Here is a 24,256-nt window from a genome sequence, read left to right as displayed (position 1 = left end):
GGCGGACACTGGGCCCTGCCCGGCCGCTGCCGTAAAATGCGTCATGCTTTCCGAATTCGACCTGATCAGGCAGTACTTCGTTCGCCCCGGTGCGCCCGGCCCCCAGGTGGAACTGGGCATCGGCGACGACTGCGCCCTGCTGCGCCCCACGCCCGGGACTTCCCTGGCCATTTCCTCCGACATGCTGGTCGAGGGCCGCCATTTCTTTGCCGGCGAGGACGCGCGCCGGCTGGGCCACAAGAGCCTGGCCGTCAACCTGTCCGACCTGGCCGCAATGGGCGCCCGGCCGGTCGGCTTCACGCTGGCCCTCGCCCTGCCCGCGGCGGACCGCGACTGGCTGGCCGGCTTCGCGGCCGGCCTGTTCGCGCTGGCCGATGCGCATGCCTGCCCGCTGATTGGCGGCGACACGACGAAGGGACCGCTGAACCTCTGCATCACCATCTTCGGCGAAGTGGAGGCCGGGCGCGCGCTTCGGCGCGACGCGGCCCGGCCGGGCGACGACGTGTGGATCTCCGGCACGCTGGGCGACGCCCGCCTGGCCCTGGCGGCGCTGCGCGGCGAAGTGGCGGTATCGGCCGAAGCGCTGGCGGCCGCCACGCCGCGCCTGACCATGCCCACGCCACGCGTGGCGCTGGGCCGCCTGCTGGCCGAGCAGGGGCTGGCCCGTGCCGCGATCGACATCTCGGACGGGCTGGTGGGTGACCTGGGGCACATCCTGGCCCGCTCGAAGGTCGGCGCCACGCTCGATGTCGATGCGCTGCCGGCCGGGCCGGTGCTGGCCACGCGCGAGCCGGCACTGCGGCGTGCGTTCACGGCGGCCGGCGGCGACGATTACGAGCTGTGTTTCACGGCGGCCCCGTCACGGCGCGACGCCATCGCAGCGGCCGGTGCGGCTTGCGGCACGCCCGTCACGCGCGTGGGGCGCATCGAGGCGGCAGCGGGGCTGCGGCTGACCGATGGCCACGGCGCGCCGCTCGACCTGCAGCTGGCGGGCTTCGATCACTTCACTTGACCTCGATGGCCGTGCTGTCCTCCCCCGCGATCCCCGGATGCTTCCCGCCCCCGTTCATCAGCCAGTAATGGTGGAACGCCAGCCGGATATTGTCGCGCAGCTGGATGTCGTCCCACGGCTTCGTGTAGAAACGGTAGATCGCGCCCCGGTTGATCGAGTCCAGCATCGCCTCCAGGCCCGTGTAGCCGGACAGGATGATGCGGATGGTTTCCGGGTACATGTCCTTCACCTTGCTGAGGAATTCCGTGCCGCTCATGCCCGGCATGCGCTGGTCGCACACGATCACCTGCACGGGATGCAGCGCTAGCAGATCGAATCCTTCGGCCGGCGACGCGGCCGTGAGGATGCGGTAGCGGTCGCGCCGGAACAGCCGGTGCAGCGACGACAGCACGTTGACGTCGTCGTCCACGATCAGCAAGGTCTGCGGCGGTTCGGCGGCCTGGCCCGGGTCCGGTGGCAGCGACTTGCCGGCCACCACCAGCTCGCCGAAAGCGGCGGCGCTGAGCGGACGGCTGAAGTAGAAGCCCTGCACCTCGTCGCAGCGGTGGCGCCGCAGGTACTCCAGCTGCGGGCGGGTCTCCACGCCTTCGGCCACCACGCGCAGTTTCAGGCTGTGGGCCATGCTGATGATGGCCAGCGCGATCGCCGCATCGTTCGGATTCGTGACGATATTGCGCACGAAGGCGATGTCGATCTTCAGCTTGTCGATCGGGAAGCGCTGCAGGTAGGCCAGCGACGAGTAGCCCGTGCCGAAATCGTCGATGGCCACCTTCACGCCCAGTTCGCGCAGGTTCGTCAGCACCTCGATGGTGCGCTCGGCATTCGACATCAGCGCCGTTTCCGTCAGCTCCAGCTCCAGCAGTTCGGCCGGCACGCCATGGCGCTGCAGCGCCTCGGCCACTTCCTTTTCCAGGTCGCCCTCGGCGAACTGGCGCGAGGCCACGTTGACGGCCACGTGCACCGCACCCACGGGCGAGGCCAGCCACTCGGCGATGCGGCGGCAGGCCGCGTCGATGATCCAGTTGCCGGTGCGGACGATCAGGCCCGTGTCCTCCAGCACCCCCACGAATTCGGCCGGGTACACGGTGCCGTGGCCGGGCCGGTTCCAGCGCAGCAGCGCCTCCGCGCCGGACACGCGGCCCGTCAGCAGGTTCACCTTCGGCTGGAAGAACAGCTCCAGCTCGTCCTGCTCGACGGCGCGGCGCAGCGCCATTTCCAGGTCGAGGCGGGCCAGCACCTGCACGTTCATGCCGGCCGTGAAGAAGCGGTAGGCATCGCTGCCCGCTTCCTTGGCCTGGCTCATCGCCGTGTTGGCGTACTTGACCAGCGTTTCCGGATCGGCCGCATCGTCCGGATACACGGCGATGCCGATCGAGGCCGTCATGGTGGCCTGCTGCTCGCCCAGCTGGAAGTGGGCGTGCAGCGCCTCGCGCACCTCGTTCGCCACCAGCACGGCATCCTGCTGGTCGCGCGGCATCGTCAGGATCAGGCCGAACTCGTCGCCGCCCAGGCGGCCCACCGTGTCGCGGATGCGCACGCAGCGCACCAGCCGGTTGGAGAACTCGCGCAGCAGCTGGTCGCCCATCGCCGCGCCCAGCGAATCGTTGATGTTCTTGAAGCGGTCCAGGCCGATGAACAGCACGACGATGCGCCACTCCTTGTCGCGCGCCAGGTCGATCGCCTCGGCCAGGGTGCGGTAGAACAGCGTGCGGTTCGGCAGGCCCGTGAGGCTGTCGTAATGGGCCATGTGCAGCAGGCGCCCGGCGGCGGCGCGCCGTTCGCTGATGTCGCGCGCCACGCACATCAGCGTGTCGGCGGCCCCTTCGCCTTCCCGGTGCAGCTGCTCCTGCAGCTGCCAGTACACCTCGACGGGCACGGTGCCCAGGTCCTGGCGCAGCAGCTCGATCTCGCTCAGCACGGGCGCCAGCGTGGCGCTGGCCTCGGACTGCGCGGCGGCATGCGCTTCGGCGACATGGCGCTGCAGCGTTTCGCGGTCGCCCAGGCCGATGCGCTCCGGCTCCTGGCCCAGCAGCTGGGCGCGCGAATAATCGAGCATGCGGCAGGCGCCGTCGTTCACGTCCACCAGCCGCATCGACTGCGGATCGATCAGGAAGATCGCATCCGCCGTGGCATCCATCGCGCTGCGGAAGCGCTGCAGGTCGGCCGTGCGTTCGCGCACCGTGCGTTCCAGCACCAGGTTGTGGAACTTGGCCTCGCGCTGCATCAGCCGCACCTCGATCAGGTTGCGGATGCGCGTGAGCACCTCGACCGGGTCGAACGGCTTGCTGACGAAATCGCGCGCGCCGGCATCGAGGGCGGCCTGCTTCTTGTCCGGATCGGCCGTCACCACCAGCACCGGCAGGTAGCCCTCCGGCTCGAGCGGGCGCAGCGCCGCCATCACGGCAAAGCCGTCCATGCCGGGCATCTGCAGGTCGAGGATGATGATGTCGTAGTTGTACTGGGCGTGCCAGCCGGCCACCACGCGCGGATCGGTGGTGGACGTGACGTGCGTGTAGCCCGTCGACTGCAGCAGGTATTCGAGCAGCTGCACGTTGACCGGCTGGTCGTCGACGATCAGGATGCTCGCGTTGTGGATGTCGGCCCGGTTGATCATCGTTCCTCCTTCCGGTCCGGCGGCAGAGGGGCCGTCTGCGCGGGACGTCGTTCGCCTGTCGGACTGGCAGCTGCCGCCGGCGCGGGCGCATCGCTGCGCAGCCGGGCGGTCGTGCCGTTCACCGCTGCCGTGAACTCGTCGATATTGATCGGCTTGATCAGGTAGCGGAAGAATCCTGCCGCAATTCCCCGTTCCACGTCGCGCGGCATCGCGTTGGCCGTCAGGGCGATGACGGGAATGTGGGCGGTGGCCGGCTCGGCGCGCAGCTGGCGCAGCACCTCGAAGCCGTTCATGCCGGGCAGGTTGATGTCGAGCAGGATCAGGTCCGGCAGGTGGGCGCGCGCCATCTCCAGGCCCAGCTGGCCGTCCGGCGCGGACAGCAGCCGCAGGCCGGGGCGGTAGCGGATGATTTCCTGCACCAGCTTCAGGTTGGCCGGATTGTCCTCCACATACAGCAGCGTGATGCTGTCGCGCGGCGCCGCGCTGCCGGCGGCCGGTGGGAGGGCCGCAGGGGCGCGCGGCGCCGGCACCGGTTCGGTGGAGGCCAGCTCGATCCAGAACATGCTGCCCACGCCCGGGCTGCTGGAAACGCCGATCGTGCCGCCCATCAGTTCCACCAGGCGCTTGGTGACCACCAGGCCGATGCCGGAGCCCTCCTCCGCGCCGGCCTCCTGGCCCAGCCGGTTGAACGGCTGGAACAGCATGCGCACCTGTTCGGGTTTCAGGCCCATGCCGGTATCCTGCACCGTCACGCGCTGCAGGCCGGGCGCCGGCACCGAACAGTCGATGACGACCGCGCCACCCTCGCGGTTGTACTTGATGGCGTTCGAGAGCAGGTTCAGCAGGATCTGCTTGAGGCGCGTGCGGTCGGCCTGCACGTTGAACGCGCAGCGCTGCGGGAACAGCAGGCGGATGCCCCGCCCCGCGGCCAGCGGCGCCATCATCGCGTCGCATTCCTGCAGCACCTCGGGCAGCGCCACCGGCTCCATCGACAGCGCCACGGCGCCTGACTCGATCTTGGCCAGGTCGAGGATCTCGTTGATCAGCGTGAGCAGGTGGCGGCCCGACTTCAGGATGTGGTTGGCGAACTCCTTCTTCTGCACCAGCGTGGACGGCAGGCGGTCCGATGTGAGGATCTGCGCGAAGCCGAGGATGGCGTTGAGCGGCGTGCGCAGCTCGTGGCTCATCGACGACAGGAAGGCCGACTTGGCCTGGTTGGCGCTTTTCGCCTCCTCCATCGCCAGGCCCAGCTCGCGGTTGGCCGTCTCCAGCTGCATCGTGCGCTCGTGCACGCGGCGCTCCAGTTCCTCGTTCAGCCGCATCACTTCGTGCTGGGCCTCGTGGCGCTGCTCGGATTCGCGGGCGATCTCGCGGTTGGAAGATTCCAGTTCGCGCTTGCGCACCTCGATCTCGGCCAGCATGCGATTGAACGTGTCGGCCAGATCCGCCACCTCGTCCTGGCCCAGCCGCGGCGCGCGGTGCGCCATGTCGCCGGTGGCCATCACCTCGCGCGCCACGTGGGCGATCGACAGGATCGGGCGCGTGATCACGTCGTTCAGGCGGCGGCTCACCAGCCAGGCGCAGAACAGCGCCAGCAGGCCGGCCACGAAGCCGATCAGCACATAGTCGAGGAAGCGGGCCAGCACTTCATAGTTGGCGCGCAGGTAGACGGTGCCCAGCAGCTCGCCGTTGTCCTCGATGCGCTTGAACAGCTGCAGCTTGCCGTGTTCGATCCGGAAGCCCTCCGGACCGGCCGCGGCGGGCACGCCGGCCAGCTCGTTGTAGGCGGCGTAGCGGGCGAACAGCCGGCCCTTCGCATCGTAGATGGCGCCGGCGTTCACCTGCGGGCGCAGGCGCAGCAGCGCCAGGTTCTCGAAGGCCAGGCGGCGGTCGTCGAAGGACAGCGCGGGGGCGCTCATATGCCCCAGCAGCTCGGCCTGGGTCGTCATGTCGTCCGTGATGGTCTGCTCGTACATGTGCAGGTCGTAGACGACGATGGTGCCGATCGAGACCAGCACGGCCGGCAGCATCACCAGCGCGATCACGGCCAGCAGCTTGTTGCGCAGCGAGCGCAGGCGGATCATCGGGACGCTCCCGGCGGCGCGCACCGGGCCACGGCCGGCGGCATGGCCCGCTCCTGCATGGGGATCAGGATGCTTCTCCGGATGAGCTCTCGATGTGGCACCTTGCACAGCCGCCTGATGTGATGGGTTGTCGGTTCATTCTATCGCTCAGTTCGGGGCGGCAGCGCGAGCTTGGTAGCAAACCGCCAGCGGCGCCACTTTTTTGCAGCGTGCGTGGCCAGCCGTGAAGGTGGCGCGCTAGAATGGTCCCGACACTTTCCCGAGGAGATACCCGTGAGTACGGACATCAACGAACTGGCCGCCCAGGTAGGGCGGGCCCTGCAGGACAACGGATTGCTGCTGGTGACGGCGGAGTCATGCACCGGCGGCGGCGTGGCGCAGGCGATCACGGAAATCGCCGGCTCGACGGGCTGGTTCGATTGCGGCTTCGTGTCGTACTCCAACGCCTCGAAGGAGGAGCTGCTGGAAGTGCCGGCCGCGCTGATCGCGCAGTTCGGCAGCGTGAGCGAGGAAGTGGCGGCGGCCATGGCCCAGGGTGCGCTGGCCAACAGCAATGCCCACGTGGCGGTGTCCACCACCGGCATCGCCGGCCCCACGGGCGCCGTGCCCGGCAAGCCGGTCGGCACGGTCTGCTTCGGCTGGGCCAACGGCGACACCGTCCACACGGAACGCCTGGTCTTCCCGGGCGACCGCCGCGCCGTGCGCGAACAGACCGTCATTCACGCCATGCAGGGACTGCTGCGGTTCATTAACTGACCGGCTCGCCGTGGCCCTGCTACGGCCCAGCCCGTGTCGCATGGGGCCAGTGCCACACGGGATCAGGCACTGTGACACAAGCTCGACAGTGGAATCCGGGACCTGATTGCAAACTGGAGAGCTCGTGTCCCGGGGCCAGGCACCAGGACACGGGCTCATCCATTCGCTGTTCTATCGCATAACTTGCACAAGTGCAGCATAGCGACTAACATATGAACATGTATTCATATGTTATGGACGAGATATGCACGACCTGAACGCCGCGGTCCACGAGGAATCGGTGGCCCAGCTGGCCGACCTGTTCCACCTGCTGGGCGACCCGACCCGCCTGCGCATCGTGCTGGCCTGCGTCGCGGCACCGATTGCCGTCGGCGACATCGCCGGCACGCTGGAACTCAGCAATTCCCTCGTCAGCCACCACCTGCGCCTGCTGCGCGCGGCCCGCATCGTCAAGTCCGAGCGGCAGGGCAAGCAGGTGTTCTATTCCACCGCCGATGCGCACATCAGCGGCGTCCTGCGCGACATGCTCGAACATATCGCCGAACCAGCCACCGGGAGCGACGCATGAGCGGCCACCATCATCATGACCACGACGGCGGCCAAGGCCACCACCATCACCACGGCGACCCGGCGGACCACGGCCGCGCGTTCGCCATCGCCATCGTCCTGAACACCGTGTTCGTGGCGGTGGAATTCGGCTACGGCTTCGTCGCCAATTCCACTGCGCTGATGGCCGATGCGGGCCACAATCTGTCCGACGTGCTGGGCCTGATGCTGGCATGGGGTGCGGCGATCCTGGCCAAGCGCGAACCATCGCGCCGCTTCACCTACGGCCTGCGCAGCAGTTCGATGCTGGCGGCGCTGTTCAACGGCATGCTGCTGATGGCGGCCTGCGGTGCGATCGCGTGGGAAGCGGTGCTGCAGCTGATCCACCCGGTGGCGGTGCATGGCAGCACGGTGTCGGTGGTGGCCGGGGTCGGCATCCTCGTCAACGGCGTGTCGGCCTGGCTGTTCATGGCCGGCAGCAAGGACGACATCAATATCCGCGGCGCCTACCTGCACCTGGCGGCCGATGCGGCGATTTCGCTGGGGGTGCTGGTCTCCGGCCTGGCGGTGATGTTCACGGGCTGGATCTGGCTCGACCCGCTCGTCAGCCTCGGCATCGTGGTGATGATCGTGCTGGGCACCTGGTCGCTGCTGAAGACCTCGCTGCGGATGATGATGGCGGCCGTGCCGGCCAATGTGGATTCGGCGAAGGTGGAGGCATTCCTGCGCGGCCGGCCCGGCGTGACGGACATCCACGACCTGCATATCTGGTCCATGAGCACGACGGAGACGGCGCTGACGGCCCACCTGGTGATGCCGGCAGGTTACCCGGGCGACGAGGCGCTGGACGCCATCGCCCGCACGCTGCGCGAGGAGTTCGCCATCCACCACAGCACGCTGCAGACGGAACAGGGCACGACGGACCATGCGTGCTGCCTGCGCCAGGAGGCCGGCGCGGACGATCACTCGGATCATGATCACGCGGAACACGATCACGACCACGACCACGATCATGGACACGGCCATCACGGCCATGCCCACTGACTTTGGTTACCAACCCCGTTTACTTCACGTCCATCAGCTCGACGTCGAAGATCAGCGCCGAATTGGCGGGAATGCCCGGCTGCGCGCGCGCGCCATAGGCCAGCTCGGCAGGAATGATCAGGGTGCGCTTGCCGCCCACCTTCATGCCGGTGACGCCCTGGTCCCAGCCCTTGATGACCTGGCCGGCGCCCAGCTGGAAGTCGATCGGCTCGCCGCGCGTGCGCGAGGAATCGAACTGGCGGCCATGCTGGGCGCGCGCCAGCGGACGGTACAGCCAGCCCGTGTAGTGCACGAACACCTTGCTGCCGGTGGTGGCTTCGCGGCCGGTGCCGGCCTTCACCTCGTTGATGATCAGCTTCTCGGCGGCCGGGCCGGGCGCGGCCGAGCCGACGACGACGGGACCCTCGGCGGCCGGCGCGGCGGCCTGCGGCTCGTTGGCGGCCGAGCCCGCGGCCTGCATGGCGCTCTGGGTGGCGGATTGGGTGGCGGAGGCCGGCTGAGCGGCAGGCGCTTGCGCCTGGGCGAACGCAGCGCCGCTCAGCAGCGCGGTCAGCAGGGACAACTGGAAACGGGACAGACGGGTCATCATGTATTCTTTCTGGACTGGGCTTGTTTGAACAAAGCCGGATTCGAGGCGGCATCATGATAGCAAATCAACCGACCGGCCCCGCCACCCGCAAGCTTTTCTATGCGCTGTGGCCCGACGCGGCGGCACGCGAGGCGCTCGCCTCGCTGCAGGACGGCGTGGCGGGCCGCCTCACCCCATCGGCGAAACTGCACCTCACGCTGGCCTTCCTGGGCCAGGTGCCGGCCGATGCCGTCCCTGCCCTGCTGGACATCCGCGACGCCCTCGTCGTCCCGCCCCTGGCGCTGGTCGTCGACTGCTACGGCTACTTCACCCGTCCTCGCATCGCCTGGGCCGGCATGAGCGACGTGCCGCCGGCACTGGTGGCGCTGCACGAGGACCTGGTCCGGCGGGTGGCAGCAGCGGGCTTTTCCGCCGCCACGCACGACGCGTTCCGGCCGCACGTGACGCTGGCGCGCGAGGCCAGGGAAGCGCCATCCGCCGCGCCCCTGGTACCGGTGACCTGGCACGTGGACCGGGCCGTGCTGGTGGAATCGCTGCCCGACGGACGCTACGTTCCGGTCGACCGCCATGGCGACCACCTGTCCAGAGAAGAGTTTGCCGGTTAGACTTTCCAAGTCGTCATGCTGTCATATTGCGCGGCTAACCTAGTCCGAACTGCCGGGTGTCTGCCCGGTCATACTGGACTATCGGGGAGTCGCATCGATGAAAAACAATTCGTCCCGCATGGGGTTCGTCATGATGGGTGCTGTCGGCGTCAGCATGCTGGGGCTGCAGGCCGCGCCGGCGCAGGCCGCGGAAAAGGCCGCCAACAAGCCGGCCGGCAAATACGTCACCGGCGACTTCCACAACCACACCACCTGCACGGACGGCACCATCTCGCTGAAGAAGCTGGTGGACAAGTCGGCCAATACCTTCGGCCTGGACTGGTTCGTGCAGTCCGAACACGGCGGCAACGGCGCGCGCAACTGCACGCTGGCCGAGGACCCGTTCGAACCGGTCGCCCCGGCGCTGGGCCTGACGGTACCGCCCACCTACCCGTCGGGCGGCCAGCCCGCCACGGCCGGCAAGGGCCCGAACCAGACGTGGACGTCCACCATCGGCAACGCGGCCATCAAGGGCGACGTGTCCGGCACGGATGCGCAGCGCAATATGTGGCGCTGGCAGAACATCAAGGAATACTCTTACCCCGTCATCGAGAAGGAAGCGCGCGACCGCAACAAGCCGATCTGGATCGGCCTGGAACAGAACGCGCCGGGCCACGAACACGTGAGCTCGACCATCTTCGAAGGCCAGCTGCCGGCCACCGGCAGCGGCAATGCCAACGCGATGGCGCAGTTCGAATACTGCTTCGACCGCAGCGACACGGACCGCAGCCGCGGTGCCGAAAACCAGTGGGACTGCGCCGTGCCGAACAGTGCCAACAACGGCCTGCTGGACGCGGCCGCCCGCAAGATCATCGTCGCCAGCGGCACGGGTTCGGGCACGGCCGGCCACGTGAAGGCCGTCGAAGGCGTGAAGTGGATGGCCGCCAAGTACCCGAACACGAGCTACTACGTGCCGGCCCACCTGGAGCGTGCCGGCGCGTTCAACCCGAACGGCAACAACGGCTTCAACGTGGAGAGCCTGCGCGACTTCAACAACGCCGCGCCCACCGTGGCCTTCGGCTTCGAATCGATGCCCGGCCACCAGGCCGAGCATGACCGCGGCAGCTACAGCACGGGCGCCGTCGGCGGCGGCACGTATGGCGGCACCGGCGTGTACGCGGCAGCCATCGGCGGCGTGTGGGATGCGCTGCTGGGCGAAGGCCGCAACTGGTTCTTCTTCGCCAGCTCCGACTACCACAACCGCGGCACCTTCGGCCCGGACCAGCGCGAATCGACGGCCGACTTCTATCCGGGCGAGTACACCCGCGACCACGTGCTGGTCAGGAATGGAACGAACAGCGTCACGCCGCAGCTGATCATCGACGGCCTGCGCAGCGGGAACAGCTTCGTCGCCAACGGCCAGCTGATCGACCGCCTGTCGTTCGTCGTCTGCGCCAGCAACCCGGCCGTGATCCGCAAGGCCCAGCATGGCGCGCTGGAAGCTGCCGCCGCGGCCGCCGTCGGCAAGAATGGCGACGTGGTGATGAACGGCTGCGCCACGATGGGCGAAAAACTGGTGGTGCGTCCCGGTGCCGACCTGATCGTGTCGATCATCCTGCGCGACCCGGCCGGCAACAACAACTCGCCGTACAGCTTCGCCAATCCGTCGCTGAAACAGGTGGGCATCACGCAGCCGCTGAACCAGCCCGTGCTGGATCATGTGGACGTCATCCGCGGCAATGTCACCGGCTATGTGGCGCCCACCAACCTGGCCGCCTATGCCGGCGCGCTGGGCTCCCCTGCCGCCACCAATCCGTCGGCCGCGCTGCTGAAGACCTTCAACAGCACCAGCTGGACCGCGTCGACGGACGGCACGCGCCGCATGACGTTCCGCATCCCGGCCGTCACGCAGTCGCAGTACGTGCGCCTGCGCGGCACCAACCTGCCGGTCGCCACGCCGTTCGAGACGGATGCCGCCGGCAACCCGCTGCTGGACTTCGGCGCCGAGTTCAAGATCCCGTGCACGGAAGCGGGCTGCCCGGCGCACCTGCAGACGGCCAACGGCCAGCGCACCTCGAGCTACGACGTGGCGGCGTGGGCCGACCTGTGGTTCTACAGTAATCCGGTGTTCATCGAAGTGGCCAAGTCGGTCAAGGTCGCCGGCATCAAGTAAGCACCGGGCCGTTGCGCGCCGGCCGAATCTTCGGCCGGCGCATTTGCTTTTTCAGCTGGAACCGAACACATGTCCTTCCCTGCCCTTCCCCTTTCCCTGCGCGGCCTGGCCCGCGAACCTCTCCTTCATTTCCTTCTGCTGGGCGCCCTGATCTTCGGCGCCGACTGGCTGCACACCCGCGGCGCCGATCCGGCCGCCCGCATCGAGGTGACGGAACAGGTCGACACGGAAGCGGCCCGCCTGTTTGCCGCGTCGATGGGCCGCGCCCCCACCGTCCAGGAACGCGCCACGCTGCGCCAGCGCTGGGTCGACAACGAGGTGCTGTACCGCGAAGGCCTGGCGCTGCGCATGGACCAGGGCGACCCGACCATCCGCGAGCGCGTGATCTTCAAGGCGCTCAGCATGATCGAGGCGGGCCTGACGCTGCCGCCGGCCAGCGATGCCACGCTGCGCGCCTGGTTCGAGGGACACCGCGCCGCCTACGATGCGCCCCAGCGCGTCGATTTCCTGGAAGCCGTCATGCAGGGCCGGCCCGATCCGGCCACTGCCGCCCAGTTTGCCGCCGCGCTGAACGGGCGGGGTGCGGCCAGCGTCGAGAGCGACCTGCGCGTGTTCAAGGGCCGGCCCCGCAACAGCCTGGAACTGGGCTATGGCGCGCCGTTTGCCGCCTCGCTCGTCGCGCTGCCGGCCGGCAGCTGGCAGGTGCTGCGCTCCAGCCAGGGCTACCACGTGGTGCGCCTCGAAGGGCTGCATGCCGGCGAACCGGTGCGCTTCGAGGACGTGCGCGGCCGCGTGCTGCAGGACTGGAAGGACCAGACGCTGCAGGCCATGCGCACCCGCGCCGTGCGGGAACTGGGCCGCAAGTACACGGTGCAGGCGCCGGGAGTGCGCTCGTGACGCTGCGCCCTTCACTGGCCCGCTTTTTCGTCCTCTTCCTGCTGCTGGCCGGCCTGCTGCCCGCCGTCAGCCAAGCGCACGAGATGAGCATGGCGGAGCTGACGCTGCACGAATACGCGCCGGGCGAATTCCTGTGGAACTGGGGCGCCGCCGGCACGCCGCGGCCGATCGCCGAGGACCTGACGCCCCGGTGGCCGGCCGGCTGCCAGGCCGAAGCCCAGGTACTGCACTGCGGCCCGGACGGTTTGACCGGGCCACTGTCGGTGGACGGTGTCGGCAAGGCCTACTCGGCCGCGCTCGTGAAGGTGCGCTGGCGCGACGGCCAGGTCCGCGTCTACACGCTGACGGCCGCCCAGCCCACCGTGCAATTGCTGGGCAGCGCGGACGACCGGCGCGATGCCGGCATGATCGCGCGCGCCTACACGGTGCTGGGGGTGGAGCACATCCTGTCCGGCATCGACCACCTGCTGTTCGTGTTCGGCCTGCTGTTCCTGGTCGGCTTCCGGCGCCGGCTGGCATGGACGGTGACGGCCTTCACGGCCGCGCACAGCCTGACCCTGGCCAGCAGCGCGCTGGGCTGGCTGGCCCTGCGCAGCCCGCCCGTGGAAGCAACCATCGCGCTGTCGATCATGCTGGTGGCGGCCGAGGCGCTGCACGACCGGCCCACCTGGTCGCGGCGCTGGCCGGCGCTGGTGGCCTTCCTGTTCGGCCTCGTGCACGGCCTGGGCTTTGCCGGCGCGCTGAAGGAGATCGGCCTGCCCGCATCGCACCTGTTCACGGCGCTGCTGACATTTAATCTCGGCGTGGAACTGGGCCAGCTGCTCGTGCTGGGACTGGCCTGGCTGCTGCACCGGTTGCTGGCGCGCTTCACGTGGTACCAGCGCCTGCGCCGCCCCGCCCTGTACGGCATCGGCGCGATGGCCGCCTACTGGACCATCGCGCGCGTGGCGGTGCTGGCGGCGGGGGCCTGATGGACCAGCTGATCGGCCTGTTCCCGACACCGTTCCTCAGCTGTACGGGCCTGCTCGATGCGGCCGAAGCGGCCGAACTGGCGGCGTGGCTGCGCATGCAGTCGGACCAGGTACCCAACAGCCGCAGCGACCGGCTCACACACAGCGCGCCATTGCGGCTGGACGGGCATCCGCTCCTTGCGATGCTGGCGGAACGGCTCGCCCCGCGGCTGGTGGCGCTGGGCGAGCAGATGTTCGGCGCGGCGCTGGACTGGTCGATCAAGGAATTGTGGGGCAACCGCATGGCGCCGGGCGGCAGCCAGGGCGTGCACAGGCATGCCAACAGCTTCATTTCCGGCGTGGTGTACGTGACCACGTCCGACGCGTCGGCGCGCACCGTCTTCCTGCGCGGGCTGGGCGGGAACGACTTCGCGTTCAGCCACGCCGGGCCCGGTGTCGAGGTCACCGCCTTCAATGCCGACCGCTGGGTGGCCCCGGCCGGCGACGCCGGCGATGCCGTGCTGTTCCCCAGCTACCTGCTGCACGAGGTGCCGGCCAACGCAGGCGGCGAACGCCTCACGCTGGCCTTCAATGCCATCCCGGCGCAACTGGCGTCCTGGGATTATGCGATCCGTTTTTCCACCGGAAGGTCTTCATGAAACGCTTCTTCTTCACAGTTGCCTGCCTGGCGCTGTCCGGCGCCGCCCTGGCCCACGAGTACTACGGCAAGGGCTTCACGCTGATCCATCCGTGGGCCGATCCCTCGCCGCCAAAGGCCACCCGTGCCGACGTGTACATGCACTTCGACGGCGTGGAACAGGGCGACCGGCTGCTGCGTGCCAGCAGCGACATCGCGACCAGCGTGGAAGTGCGCGGGCGCGGCGGCAAGCCTGCAGCGCAGGGCATCGAGGTGCGGCCGGACACGGTGCTGAAACCGGGCGGCGCGCACCTGGTGCTGGTGGGCCTGAAGCAGCCGCTCGAGCTGGGCCGCAGCTATCCCCTGGCGATCGAATTCGAGAAGTCCGGCACGATGCACGTGATGGTGTCGATCGGCGCGCACTGAAGGCAGGCCCGCCGGCGCGGGCCGGGTTTCAGGCGCTCTTCTGGTCGCCGTACAGGCGGAAGCGGCCGTCCTGGAAGCGCACCTGCACCGTCATCGGGGCGGACGTGGCGTCCTTGTCCGGATTGACATAGGTGGCGGTGAGCGTGCAGATGCCCGTGCTGTCGTCGCAGTTGGAGACGGCGGCATCCTTGATCGTCAGCAGCGGGAAGACCTGGTCGGCGGGGATCTCGTTGCTCGCATCGGCCAGCGCGGCGGCATCGGCCTTCACGTTCGACAGCAGCTGCGCCTTGTTGTAGCCGGCGTCCAGGAAGCTGTCGTCCACCAGGTCGGCAAACGTGGCCGCATTCATGTTCGATACCGACGCCAGGCCGCGGTTGTAGTCGGCCACGAAGCTGTCGATGCTGGTGTTGGAGGCGCGCGGCGGATCGTTGTCGCTGCCGCAGGCGCTCAGCAGCGCCAGGGTCAGCACGGAAAGGCCAAGGGCGAGGCGGGAAGCCGGACGTGCTTTCATGGGAATCCTCATCAGGTTGGGCGGGCGCCCGACCGGACGCCAGCCGCCAGTGTAGAGAAGCGATGTGACAGGTTCACGACAAACCCGCCGCTTCATTTGCCCGCCACTTCAGCTCCCGGCCATCCTGTCCTGTGGCGTGACCTGCTCGGCCAGCTTCTTCAGCACATGCCCCGCGGCGATCATGCCGAAGGTGGCCGTGACCACCATCGCCGAACCGAAGCCCGCGCAGTTGATGCCGGTGAGGCCCTGCTTCGGCGCCTGCACGGCATCGGGGCCGACCTCGCAGGCATCGTCCGGTTCGGGGAACTTCAGCGGCTCCATCGAGAACACGGCGTCCACGCCCAGCTTGTTCTTGCCGTTCGGCGGATAGTGGTATTCGTTGCGCAGGCGGCGGCGCACCTTCTTGAGCAGCGGCTCCTGCTCGGTGCGGGCCAGGTCGCGCACCTCGATCCTGGTCGGATCCGTCTGTCCGCCGGCGCTGCCGATCAGGATCAGCGGGATGGCCTTGGTGCGGCAGTAGTGCACCAGCGCCGTCTTGGCGCGCGTGTTGTCCATGGCGTCGATCACGTAGTCGTAGTCGTGCGCGCCGATCATTTCATCGAGATTGTCGGGCGTGACGAAATCCTCGATCTCCGTCACCTGGCAATACGGATTGATCTGGGCGATGCGCTGGCGCAGGGCGGTGACCTTGGCCATGCCGACGGTGTCGGTCAATGCCTGCAGCTGGCGGTTGATGTTCGATTCGGCCACGTTGTCCAGGTCGATCAGGGTCAGGCGGCCGATCGCGCTGCGCGCCAGCGCCTCGACGATCCAGGAACCCACGCCGCCCACGCCGATCACACACACGTGCGCCGTGCGGTAGCGGGCCAGCGCCAGGTCGCCGTACAGCCGGGCGATGCCGCCGAAGCGGCGGTCATAATCGATGTCGTGCTCGATGTCGTGCGCGCGGTCGTTACCGATATCGTGTTCGCTGTCGTTCGCGACGTTGTGCTCGATATCTTGCGTGGGGTCGGGAATGTCGTTCATGCCGCCATTTTAACGGACACGGCCTGTTGGATTCTTTTACAATCGGCCGATCGCGAACCAAGGATTCCCCCATGAAAGATTCCCTCCTGCCCGCCGCCCCCGGCTTCGACCAGCCGATCGCCATGCTGAAGCACTGCCACGACAAGATCCGCCAGCAGCTCGCCACGCTGGAAAAGCTGCTGGCGCACCTGCCGGCGCACGGACCTGACGCAGCCGCGCAACAGGCGGCGGTGGCCGTTCAAAAATATTTCAACGTGGCGGCCCACTTCCACCACGACGACGAGGAACTCGATCTTCTCCCCATGCTGGAAGCGACGGCAACGGGCGAAGACCTGGACCTGGTGCGCTCGCTGCGGCCGCAGATCCTTGCACAGCACAAGCAGATGGACGATGATTGGCTTATTATTAACGGTCAACTGGACAAGGTGGCGAATGGCAGTTCCGGCGAGCTGGCGCCGGAAAGCGTGCAGCGCTTCGTGCAGGCCTACACCTCGCACATGACGACCGAGGAGACGCATATCGCGCCGATGGCGAAGCGTCTGTTCAGCCCAGTGCAGATGGGCGTGATGGGCGAGGCGATGGCGCGCCGGCGCGGCGTGGCACCGGCGAACGGGAACGGCACCACGGTCGGCGGCGGCATCGCGCTGGCGGACCTGCGCATGGACTACGGGCGCGCCAGCCTGTCCGAGGACGACACGCTGGCCGATCCGGTGGCGCAGTTCGGCAAGTGGTTCGACGAGGCGATGAAGGCGCAGGTGAACGAGCCGAATGCGATGAGCGTGGCCACCGTCGACGGCGACGGCCGGCCCTCCTCGCGCATCGTGCTGATCAAGCAGTTCGATGCGCGCGGCTTTACCTGGTACACGAACTACGACAGCCGGAAAGGCGCGCAGCTGGCGCAGAACCCGCACGCGGCGCTGCTGTTCTTCTGGCCGGAGCTGGAACGCCAGGTGCGCATCGAAGGCCGCGTGGAACGCACGTCGCCTGCCGAGAGCGACACGTATTTCTACAGCCGGCCCGTGAAGAGCCAGCTGGGGGCGATCGCCTCGGCGCAGAGCGCGCCGATCGGCAGCCGCGCCGACATGGAAGCGCAGTTTGCCGCCGCCGAGGAAGCCGCCGCGGGCAAGCCGCAACGGCCGGCGCACTGGGGCGGCTACCGCCTGGTGCCCGAGCGGGTGGAATTCTGGCAGGGACGCGCCTCGCGCTTCCATGACCGCATCGTGTTTGAGCTGCAGGCAGACGGCAGCTGGACCAAGGGAAGGATCCAGCCGTAAGAGACAGGCAATGGCCGCCAGCGCAGCGCAGTCGATTTTCGTTGAATCGAGGAGGCCGTCCATGTTTGTCCAGAACCGTCTTGCCGCCTGGGTCGCCGGCGTCACCAGCCAGATCAAGCTGCCGCTCCGCGTGGAACTGTGGAACGGCCAGAAGATCGACTTTTCCAACGACGTGCCGCGCGTGACGATCCGCCTGCCCCAGGCATCGGCCGCGCGCTACCTGCTCACGCCCTCGCTATCCAACCTGGGCACGGCCTACGTGGAAGGCGCCATCGAGGTGAAGGGCGCGGCGCACGACATGATCGACATCGTCAACGCGCTGGCACGCAGCACGCTGAAGGCGGACGGCAAGCTGGCCCGCATCGTGCGCAGCTTCACGCACGACCGCAAGCGCGATGCCGAATCGATCCGCTACCACTACGACGTGTCGAACGAGTTCTACCAGCAGTTCCTCGATCCGCAGATGGTGTATTCGTGTGCCTACTTCGCGCGCGGCGACGAGGACCTGGCCACCGCGCAGATCCGCAAGATCGACCACATCCTCGCCAAGATCCGCGTGCAGCCGGGGCACACGCTGCTCGACATCGGCTGCGGCTGGGGTGCGCTGGTCATCCGCGCGGCGCAGAAGTTCGGCGCGCGCTGCGTGGGCATCACGCTGTCCGAGAACCAGTGCGCGCTGGCGCGGCAGCGCGTCAAGGCGGCCGGGCTGGAACACCTGGTCGAGATCCGCCTGCAGGATTACCGCGACGTGCGCGGCACCTTCGACCGCGTCACGAGTGTCGGCATGTTCGAGCACGTGGGCATCCGCCACCTGCCGGACTACTTCGCCATCATCCACCGCCTGCTGGCCGAGGACGGCGTGGCCATGAACCACGGCATCACGTCCACCGATCCGGACAACGGCGAGACGCCGTACGGCGGCGGCGAATTCATCCAGAAATACGTGTTCCCGCACGGCGAGCTGGCGCACATCGGCGAGGTGCTGAAGGCCATGCAGCGCGGGAACCTGGAAGCCTACGACGTGGAAAACCTGCGCCGCCACTACGCCCGCACGCTGTCGATCTGGACCGACAACTTCGAGGCCCGGGCGGACCGGGCCCGCGAACTGGCCGGCGACAAGCGCTTCCGCATCTGGCACGTCTACCTGGCCGGCTGCTCCTATGCGTTCGACCAGGACTGGATCAGCCTGTACCAGATCGTCTGCGGCAAGGCCGGCCGGCATCCGCGCGTGCTGCCGTGGTCGCGGGAGTACATGTACAGCTAGAAAGGCGCAGCTGAAAGGGGACAGGCACCTATTTCCGAGCAACATCGCTAACGTTGCTCGGAAATAGGTGCCTGTCCCCGATGAAAATAGGTGCCTGTCCCCGAAGTTATTTCACCCGCGCCGCATGCATCTTGCGGAACTTGACCACCTTCGGCTCCACCACGAACGCGCAATAACCCTGCAGCGGATGCTGCTCGAAGTAGTTCTGGTGATACTCCTCGGCCTTGTAGTACGGCTGGGCCGGCGAGATCTCGGTGACGATCGGCGCATCCCACACATGCGCCATCTCGGCCATCACCTGCCGCGCCGTGGCTTCCTGCTCCGGCGACTGGTAATAGATCACGGAGCGGTACTGCGTGCCCACGTCGTTGCCCTGGCGGTTGAGCGTGGTGGGGTCGTGGATCGTGAAGAAGATCTCGAGGATGTCGCGGTAGCTGATCGCTGCCGGATCGAACTCCAGCCGCACCACTTCCGCGTGCCCCGTCGTGCCCGTGCAGATCTGTTCGTAGGTGGGATCGGGCTGCGGGCCACCCGTGTACCCCGACTCCACCTTGGTGACGCCCTTCACTTCCAGGTACACGGCTTCCGTACACCAGAAACACCCGCCGCCCAGCACGGCGATTTCAGTCTGTGCCATAGATTCCTCACGCATTCATTGATGGTCTACTGTAACGCAATTGGCAGGGTGATGCAGTGCGGCTGGCCGGCCGCCGCCATGCCGCACCGTGGCTGCGCTCGCGCGCGGCAATCTTTGGCATAATGCCCCCATGAATACCAGCTCTCCCCGCGCCGCCACGCCCGGCTTCGACAGCGTGCATTTCAAGCAGGCCCTGTCGCAATTCGCCACCGGCGTCACCGTGATCACCACCCGGCTGGCGGACGGCAGCTTTCGCGGCCTGACGGCCAGCTCCTTCAATTCCGTGTCGCTGGACCCGCCGCTGGTGCTGTGGAGCCTGAAGTCGCAGGCGTCCAGCATGCCCATCTTCTCGGGCAATTCGCACTACGTGATCAATATCCTGGCGGCGGACCAGGCCCATCTGGCCCACCTGTTCGCCACGCGCGGCGAGGACCCGTTCGGCCAGGTGGAGTTCGAGCTGTCGCGCACCGGCCATCCTGTGCTGAAGGGCTGCACGGCCTGGTTCGAGTGCCACAACCGCAGCCGCTATCCGGAAGGCGACCACGTGATCTTCGTGGGCGAAGTGGAGCACTGCGAGGTGCATCCGCGCGAACCGCTGGTGTTCCATGGCGGCCGGCTGAGCGGCCTGCACCTGTCCGCATAACGGGAGCGGGCGCCGCCGAAAGCCGCAAATCGGTGTCGTTATTTCAAAAGCCCGCCCGTCGCGCCGCGCATAGAATCGCCGGACACGATAATCGGAGACCCGACCATGAGCCACCCGCGCGCCCAGTTCCATTGGGACGATCCCCTGCTGCTGAACGAGCAGCTTGCCGACGACGAACGCATGGTGCGCGATGCGGCCGCCGCGTACTGCCAGGACCAGCTGGCGCCCCGCATCCTCGAAGCGTTCCGCCATGAGCGGATGGACACGTCGATCTTCCGCGAGATGGGCGAACTGGGCCTGCTGGGTCCCACGATTCCCGAGCAGTACGGCGGCCCCGGCCTGAACTACGTGGCGTACGGCCTGATCGCCCGCGAAGTGGAACGCGTCGACTCCGGCTACCGCTCCATGATGAGCGTGCAGTCCTCGCTGGTGATGGTGCCCATCTTCGAATTCGGCACCGAGGCGCAGCGCCAGAAATTCCTGCCGAAGCTGGCCACCGGCGAATGGATCGGCTGCTTCGGCCTGACGGAACCGAACCACGGCTCCGACCCCGGCGCGATGATCACGCGCGCGAAGAAAGTCCCGGGCGGCTACGCGCTGACGGGTTCGAAGATGTGGATCACCAACTCCCCCGTGGCCGACGTGTTCGTGGTCTGGGCCAAGGACGACGACGGCGCGATCCGCGGCTTCATCCTGGAAAAGGACATGGCCGGCCTGTCCGCGCCGGCCATCCACGGCAAGTTCGGCCTGCGCGCCTCCGTCACCGGCGAGATCGTGATGGACAATGTGTTCTGCCCGGAAGAGAACGCGTTCCCCGACGTGCGCGGCCTGAAGGGGCCGTTCACCTGCCTGAACTCGGCCCGCTACGGCATCGCCTGGGGCGCGCTCGGTGCCGCGGAAAGCTGCTGGCACACGGCGCGCCAGTACGTGCTGGACCGCCACCAGTTCGGCCGTCCGCTGGCCGCCAACCAGCTGGTGCAGAAGAAGCTGGCCGACATGCAGACGGAGATCACGCTGGGCCTGCAGGGCTGCCTGCGCCTGGGCCGCATGAAGGACGAAGGCACGGCCGCCGTCGAGATCACGTCCATGATGAAGCGGAACTCCTGCGGCAAGGCGCTCGACATCGCCCGCGTCGCCCGCGACATGCTGGGCGGGAACGGCATCTCCGACGAATTCGGCGTGATCCGCCACATGGTCAACCTGGAGGTGGTCAACACCTACGAAGGCACGCACGATATCCATGCGCTGATCCTGGGCCGCGCGCAGACGGGCATCCAGGCGTTCCAGTAAGCGCGGAGAGATGACATCGGGGACAGGCACCTATTCATTTGCAACACTCGTGTTGCAAATGAATAGGTGCCTGTCCCCTTTCCTTTCCTTGGTCCCCTTTCCCTGCCGCTGTCACATTGACTTCTCCCCCGCCAGCCGCGCGAGAATCGTGTACAGCGCCTTCGGCTGCACGGGCTTGACGAGGTGCTCGTCGAAGCCTGCCGCCAGCGCGCGGGCGCGGTCCTCGGGGGTGCCGTAGCCCGTCACGGCCACGATGCAGGCGTGCGAGGTTTCCGGCAGCGCGCGCAGGCGCCGTACCAGCTCGTAGCCGTCCATGCCCGGCAGGCCGATGTCCAGGAACAGCGCCGAGGGTGCGCTGTGCACCACCGCTTCCAGCGCCATGAACCCGTCGGTGCACACTTCGGCCGAATGGCCGGACGATTCCAGCAGCAGCGCCAGCATGCGCGCGGCGTCCAGGTTGTCATCCACCACCATCATGTGACGCCCTGCCGTACCGTGGACGGCCTGTGCGTCGGCCGCCGTTGCCGGTGCGAAGAGGGGCATGCCGATGCGGGGCAGCCGCACCGTGAAGCGGCTGCCCAGGCCCTGCCCTTCGCTGCGCACGTCCACCGTGCCGCCCTGCAGTTCGACGAGGCTTTTCACCAGCGCCAGCCCCAGTCCCAGCCCGCCCTGCGAGCGGTCGGACGAGCGCTCGGCCTGCGTGAACAGTTCGAATACATGGGGCAGCAGCGGCGCGGCGATGCCGATGCCGCTGTCCTCCACGCTGGCGCAGACCTGGCCCGCATCGCTGGTGACGCGCACCGCGATCGTGCCGCGCGCCGGTGTGTAGCGCGCCGCGTTGTTGAGCAGGTTGGAGAGCACCTGGATCAGCCGCGTGCGGTCGCCCAGCACCCAGCCGGCATCGTCCGGCAGTTCCACGGTGAGGCGGTGGCCCTTGGCGTTCATCAGCGTCTCGGCCTGTTCCACGGCTTCGGCCACGACGGCGCTGAAGTCGAGCGGTTCGCGCCGCAGCGTGATCAGGCCGCGCGTGACGCGCGAGACATCGAGCAGGTCGTCCACCAGCTTGGTCATGTGGTCGACCTGGCGCGCGATCACGCCGCTGGTCTGCTGCACGCGCGCCGGATCGAGCACGCCCAGGCGCAGCAGCTCGGCCGCCGTGGCGATCGGCGCCAGCGGGTTGCGCAGCTCGTGGGCCAGCATGGCCAGGAACTCGTCCTTGCGGCGGCCGGCATCGCGCAGTTCCTGCTGCGCCTTCTCGATCGGTGTCACATCCGTGTTGGTGCCGAACCAGCGCACGATGCGGCCTTCCGCATCGCGCAGCGGCGCGGCCGTGATCAGGAAGCCGCGGTACTCGCCGTTCGCCGCGCGGATGCGTGCCCGGGCCTCGTAGCGCTGGCCGCTGGCGAGCGAGCCCCTCCAGCTCTCCAGCATGGATGGCAGATCGTCCGGGTGGAAGTGCTGCTGCCAGCCCTGTTCCCGCGCCACGTCCAGCCCCATGCCCGTGTAGTGCACCCAGCGCTCGTTGACCCAGTCCACGGTGCCGTCCGCGGTAGCCATCCATGCCATCTGCGGCACCGCGTTGGCCAGCTGGCGCAGGCCCTCTTCGCTTTCGGCCACGGCGCGCGCCGCCAGCACGGCATCCGTCACGTCGCTGCCTTCCACGAAGATGCCGGAGACGGCGCCGCGGTGGTCGCGCGTGGGCTGGAAGATGAAGTCGACATAGCGCTCTTCCAGCGCACCGTCCGCGCCGCGCCGCAGGGTGATCGGCATCGCATGGCCCACGTGTGCTTCGCCGCTGTCGTACACGCGGTCGAGCAGCTCGATGAAGCCCTGGCCACGCACCTCGGGCAGCGCTTCGGCCAGCGCACGGCCCACCAGCGCGGTGCGGCCCACCAGGCGCTGGTAGGCATCGTTGGCGATCTCGTAGACATGCTCCGGGCCGCGCAGCACGACGATGGCGCCGGGGGCCTGCTGGAACAGCTGGCGCATGCGCTCCACTTCCTCGGCCCGGTGGCGCGCGGCCAGCACCTGCTCGGTGGTCTCCACGCAGGCGCAGAACATGCCGCGCACGCCCCCTGCCTCGTCGCGCAGCGGCGAATACGAGAACGTGAACCAGGTGTCCTCGTCATAGCCCTTGCGGCACATCGTCAGCAGCAGGTTCTCGTGGTAGCTGGCTTCGCCCGCCATGGCCAGCTCGATGCTGGGCAGCAGGTCGTCCCAGATCTCGGCCCAGATGTCGTGGAAGGCGCGGCCCAGCGCGCGCGGGTGCTTGTCGCCGAGGATGTCCACATACGCATCGTTGTACAGGAAGCCCAGCTCGGGGCCCCAGGCGGCGAACATGGGGAACTTCGACCCCAGCATCAACGACACCACGGTGCGCAGGGGCGCCGGCCAGTCCTCCGGCGCGCCAAGGGGAGAGCCGGTCCAGTCGTGGCTGCGCATCAGCGCCACCATGTCGCCTTCGCCCGTCAGGAATGCCGCCGTGCCGCCTGCCATCGATTTGCTCCGTCCAGTCTTTGGCCGAGTATAGCGAAGGGGCCGGCCGGTGGACGGTTCAGTTCCCAAACGCAAAAAAGCCGGCGCGAGGCCGGCTTGGCGGGACAGGTCAGGCCATCAGAACTTGAACACGACGCCCAGGTTGATGGCGATCGGATCGAGCTTCATTGCCTGCGTCTGGCCGGTGGAGTACGTGGCCGTCGTTTTCAGCTTGGTGGCGATCACGCCGCCGTCGATCGACCAGCGCTCGTTCAGGCGGAAGCTGGCGCCCAGCTGCGCGCTGGCGGCCCATTTCGCCTCCAGCGAGAACGTGGAATCCGGGCCGCCCGTGTTCAGCACGGAAGTCAGCTGCGCCGACCCGCGCTCGCGGCGGAAGTAGGCATAGGTCACGCCCAGGCCCACGTAGGGACGGAACACGGCTTCCGGCTGGAAGAAGCGGTACTGCGCGAACAGCGTGGGCGGCAGCACGTCGGCGGTGCCCAGCTGGCCGGTGCCGTCGATCGAGCCGGCGCCGAACAGTTTATGCCGGTACGGCACGCCCAGGTCCAGCTCCGCCGAGATATTGTCGGTGATGAAGTAGGCCAGGTTCAGGATCGGCTTCGTGTCCGGGCCCACGTCGGCCTTCGTGCCGGGCAGCGCGGGCGCGCTGACATCGCCGCTTTCCACTTTCGGCGTGATCTTGTTGACGCCGACCTTGACGGTCCAGTCGCCCTTGGCCTGCGCCGCGGCGCCTGCCGAGACGCCCAGCGACGCTGCCAGTGCCACGAGCCTGATGGCGAGTTTGAGGTTGTTGTTCATGTTTT

22 protein-coding genes are annotated in these 24,256 nt (G+C 68.0%); 14 read left to right on the top strand and 8 right to left on the bottom strand.

All coding sequences use genetic code 11. The features are described from left to right. Positions 1-43 precede the first annotated feature (43 nt). Entirely contained in the window at positions 44-1,012 is a 969-nt protein-coding gene (gene thiL / locus IP91_RS09885) for a thiamine-phosphate kinase (RefSeq protein WP_145648813.1), read from the top strand. Here the strand turns inward: thiL and IP91_RS09880 are convergent. Both IP91_RS09880 and IP91_RS09875 read right to left on the bottom strand, forming a co-directional pair. Then, on the bottom strand, positions 1,005-3,626 hold the full coding sequence (locus IP91_RS09880; protein ID WP_145648812.1) for an EAL domain-containing protein: 2,622 nt from the start codon (positions 3,624-3,626) through the stop codon (positions 1,005-1,007). The two genes, thiL and IP91_RS09880, sit on opposite strands and share 8 nt — an antisense overlap. Continuing rightward, positions 3,623-5,710, bottom strand: a complete 2,088-nt coding sequence (locus IP91_RS09875; protein ID WP_145648811.1) for a sensor histidine kinase, YfiR-like protein-associated — start codon at positions 5,708-5,710, stop codon at positions 3,623-3,625. The genes IP91_RS09880 and IP91_RS09875 overlap by 4 nt, the downstream gene beginning before the upstream one ends. A gap of 273 nt (positions 5,711-5,983) precedes the next feature. Here IP91_RS09875 and IP91_RS09870 point away from each other — a divergent pair, with 273 nt between their 5' ends. The 3 genes from IP91_RS09870 (at position 5,984) to IP91_RS09860 (ending at position 8,056) form a co-directional block, all read left to right on the top strand. Beyond that, positions 5,984-6,466, top strand: a complete 483-nt coding sequence (locus IP91_RS09870) for a CinA family protein (protein WP_145648810.1) — start codon at positions 5,984-5,986, stop codon at positions 6,464-6,466. Between the two features lie 244 nt (positions 6,467-6,710). Then, complete coding sequence (locus IP91_RS09865) at positions 6,711-7,034, top strand: ArsR/SmtB family transcription factor (protein ID WP_145648809.1); 324 nt, start codon at positions 6,711-6,713, stop codon at positions 7,032-7,034. Next, entirely contained in the window at positions 7,031-8,056 is a 1,026-nt protein-coding gene (locus tag IP91_RS09860; protein WP_145648808.1) for a cation diffusion facilitator family transporter, read from the top strand. Before IP91_RS09865 ends, IP91_RS09860 begins: the two co-directional genes overlap by 4 nt. Positions 8,057-8,075: 19 nt before the next feature. Here the strand turns inward: IP91_RS09860 and IP91_RS09855 are convergent, their stop codons facing one another. Beyond that, positions 8,076-8,645 carry an FKBP-type peptidyl-prolyl cis-trans isomerase gene (locus IP91_RS09855; protein ID WP_307724409.1) on the bottom strand — a complete coding sequence of 190 codons (570 nt, stop codon included), beginning with the start codon at positions 8,643-8,645 and terminating at the stop codon, positions 8,076-8,078. A 53-nt stretch (positions 8,646-8,698) separates the two neighbouring features. Between IP91_RS09855 and thpR the strand changes: the two genes are divergently transcribed. The 6 genes from thpR to IP91_RS09825 all read left to right on the top strand — a co-directional run bounded on the left by thpR (position 8,699) and on the right by IP91_RS09825 (position 14,312). Beyond that, positions 8,699-9,250 carry an RNA 2',3'-cyclic phosphodiesterase gene (gene thpR, locus IP91_RS09850; protein WP_145648807.1) on the top strand — a complete coding sequence of 184 codons (552 nt, stop codon included), beginning with the start codon at positions 8,699-8,701 and terminating at the stop codon, positions 9,248-9,250. Between the two features lie 97 nt (positions 9,251-9,347). Next, positions 9,348-11,402 carry a hypothetical protein gene (locus tag IP91_RS09845; protein WP_145648806.1) on the top strand — a complete coding sequence of 685 codons (2,055 nt, stop codon included), beginning with the start codon at positions 9,348-9,350 and terminating at the stop codon, positions 11,400-11,402. Positions 11,403-11,471: 69 nt separating this feature from the next. Then, complete coding sequence (locus tag IP91_RS09840) at positions 11,472-12,299, top strand: peptidylprolyl isomerase (RefSeq protein WP_145648805.1); 828 nt, start codon at positions 11,472-11,474, stop codon at positions 12,297-12,299. Then, positions 12,296-13,270 (top strand): HupE/UreJ family protein, encoded by a 975-nt coding sequence (locus IP91_RS09835; RefSeq protein ID WP_229474230.1) that lies wholly within the window; start codon positions 12,296-12,298, stop codon positions 13,268-13,270. The genes IP91_RS09840 and IP91_RS09835 overlap by 4 nt, the downstream gene beginning before the upstream one ends. Then, the gene (locus IP91_RS09830) at positions 13,270-13,908 is read left to right on the top strand and encodes a putative 2OG-Fe(II) oxygenase (RefSeq protein WP_145648804.1); all 639 of its coding nucleotides are present in this window, start codon (positions 13,270-13,272) and stop codon (positions 13,906-13,908) included. The genes IP91_RS09835 and IP91_RS09830 overlap by 1 nt, the downstream gene beginning before the upstream one ends. Beyond that, positions 13,905-14,312: a copper chaperone PCu(A)C gene (locus IP91_RS09825; protein ID WP_145648803.1), complete on the top strand. Its 408-nt coding sequence runs from the start codon at positions 13,905-13,907 to the stop codon at positions 14,310-14,312. Before IP91_RS09830 ends, IP91_RS09825 begins: the two co-directional genes overlap by 4 nt. A 28-nt stretch (positions 14,313-14,340) precedes the next feature. On the opposite strand, the gene IP91_RS09820 is transcribed toward IP91_RS09825, so the two are convergent. Next, positions 14,341-14,823, bottom strand: coding sequence for a hypothetical protein (locus IP91_RS09820; protein ID WP_145648802.1), 483 nt, complete (start codon positions 14,821-14,823; stop codon positions 14,341-14,343). A gap of 108 nt (positions 14,824-14,931) precedes the next feature. Further along, positions 14,932-15,849: a tRNA cyclic N6-threonylcarbamoyladenosine(37) synthase TcdA gene (gene tcdA, locus IP91_RS09815; protein ID WP_145648801.1), complete on the bottom strand. Its 918-nt coding sequence runs from the start codon at positions 15,847-15,849 to the stop codon at positions 14,932-14,934. A gap of 71 nt (positions 15,850-15,920) precedes the next feature. Here tcdA and pdxH point away from each other — a divergent pair, with 71 nt between their 5' ends. Together pdxH and IP91_RS09805 are read left to right on the top strand one after the other, a co-directional pair. After that, complete coding sequence (pdxH, locus tag IP91_RS09810) at positions 15,921-17,123, top strand: pyridoxamine 5'-phosphate oxidase (RefSeq protein ID WP_145648800.1); 1,203 nt, start codon at positions 15,921-15,923, stop codon at positions 17,121-17,123. A gap of 61 nt (positions 17,124-17,184) precedes the next feature. Beyond that, positions 17,185-18,387, top strand: coding sequence for a class I SAM-dependent methyltransferase (locus tag IP91_RS09805; RefSeq protein ID WP_145648799.1), 1,203 nt, complete (start codon positions 17,185-17,187; stop codon positions 18,385-18,387). A gap of 106 nt (positions 18,388-18,493) precedes the next feature. On the opposite strand, the gene msrA is transcribed toward IP91_RS09805, so the two are convergent. Further along, the gene (gene msrA / locus IP91_RS09800) at positions 18,494-19,024 is read right to left on the bottom strand and encodes a peptide-methionine (S)-S-oxide reductase MsrA (RefSeq protein ID WP_229474228.1); all 531 of its coding nucleotides are present in this window, start codon (positions 19,022-19,024) and stop codon (positions 18,494-18,496) included. 130 nt (positions 19,025-19,154) lie between these two features. On the opposite strand from msrA, the gene IP91_RS09795 reads away from it, so the two are divergent. Together IP91_RS09795 and IP91_RS09790 are read left to right on the top strand one after the other, a co-directional pair. Then, the gene (locus tag IP91_RS09795; protein WP_145648797.1) at positions 19,155-19,667 is read left to right on the top strand and encodes a flavin reductase family protein; all 513 of its coding nucleotides are present in this window, start codon (positions 19,155-19,157) and stop codon (positions 19,665-19,667) included. 105 nt (positions 19,668-19,772) lie between these two features. Then, the gene (locus IP91_RS09790; RefSeq protein WP_145648796.1) at positions 19,773-20,957 is read left to right on the top strand and encodes an acyl-CoA dehydrogenase; all 1,185 of its coding nucleotides are present in this window, start codon (positions 19,773-19,775) and stop codon (positions 20,955-20,957) included. Between the two features lie 111 nt (positions 20,958-21,068). Here IP91_RS09790 and IP91_RS09785 read toward each other — a convergent pair whose 3' ends face one another. After that, positions 21,069-23,453 carry a hybrid sensor histidine kinase/response regulator gene (locus tag IP91_RS09785; RefSeq protein WP_145648795.1) on the bottom strand — a complete coding sequence of 795 codons (2,385 nt, stop codon included), beginning with the start codon at positions 23,451-23,453 and terminating at the stop codon, positions 21,069-21,071. A 117-nt stretch (positions 23,454-23,570) separates the two neighbouring features. Further along, positions 23,571-24,251, bottom strand: coding sequence for an OmpW/AlkL family protein (locus IP91_RS09780; RefSeq protein WP_145648794.1), 681 nt, complete (start codon positions 24,249-24,251; stop codon positions 23,571-23,573). Positions 24,252-24,256: the final 5 nt, after the last annotated feature.

The sequence above is a fragment of the Pseudoduganella lurida genome (genome assembly GCF_007830455.1).
Taxonomy (GTDB): domain Bacteria; phylum Pseudomonadota; class Gammaproteobacteria; order Burkholderiales; family Burkholderiaceae_D; genus Rugamonas; species Rugamonas lurida.
Note: the sequence above shows the minus strand (reverse complement) of the source record. Positions and strands in the feature narration are given on the sequence as shown.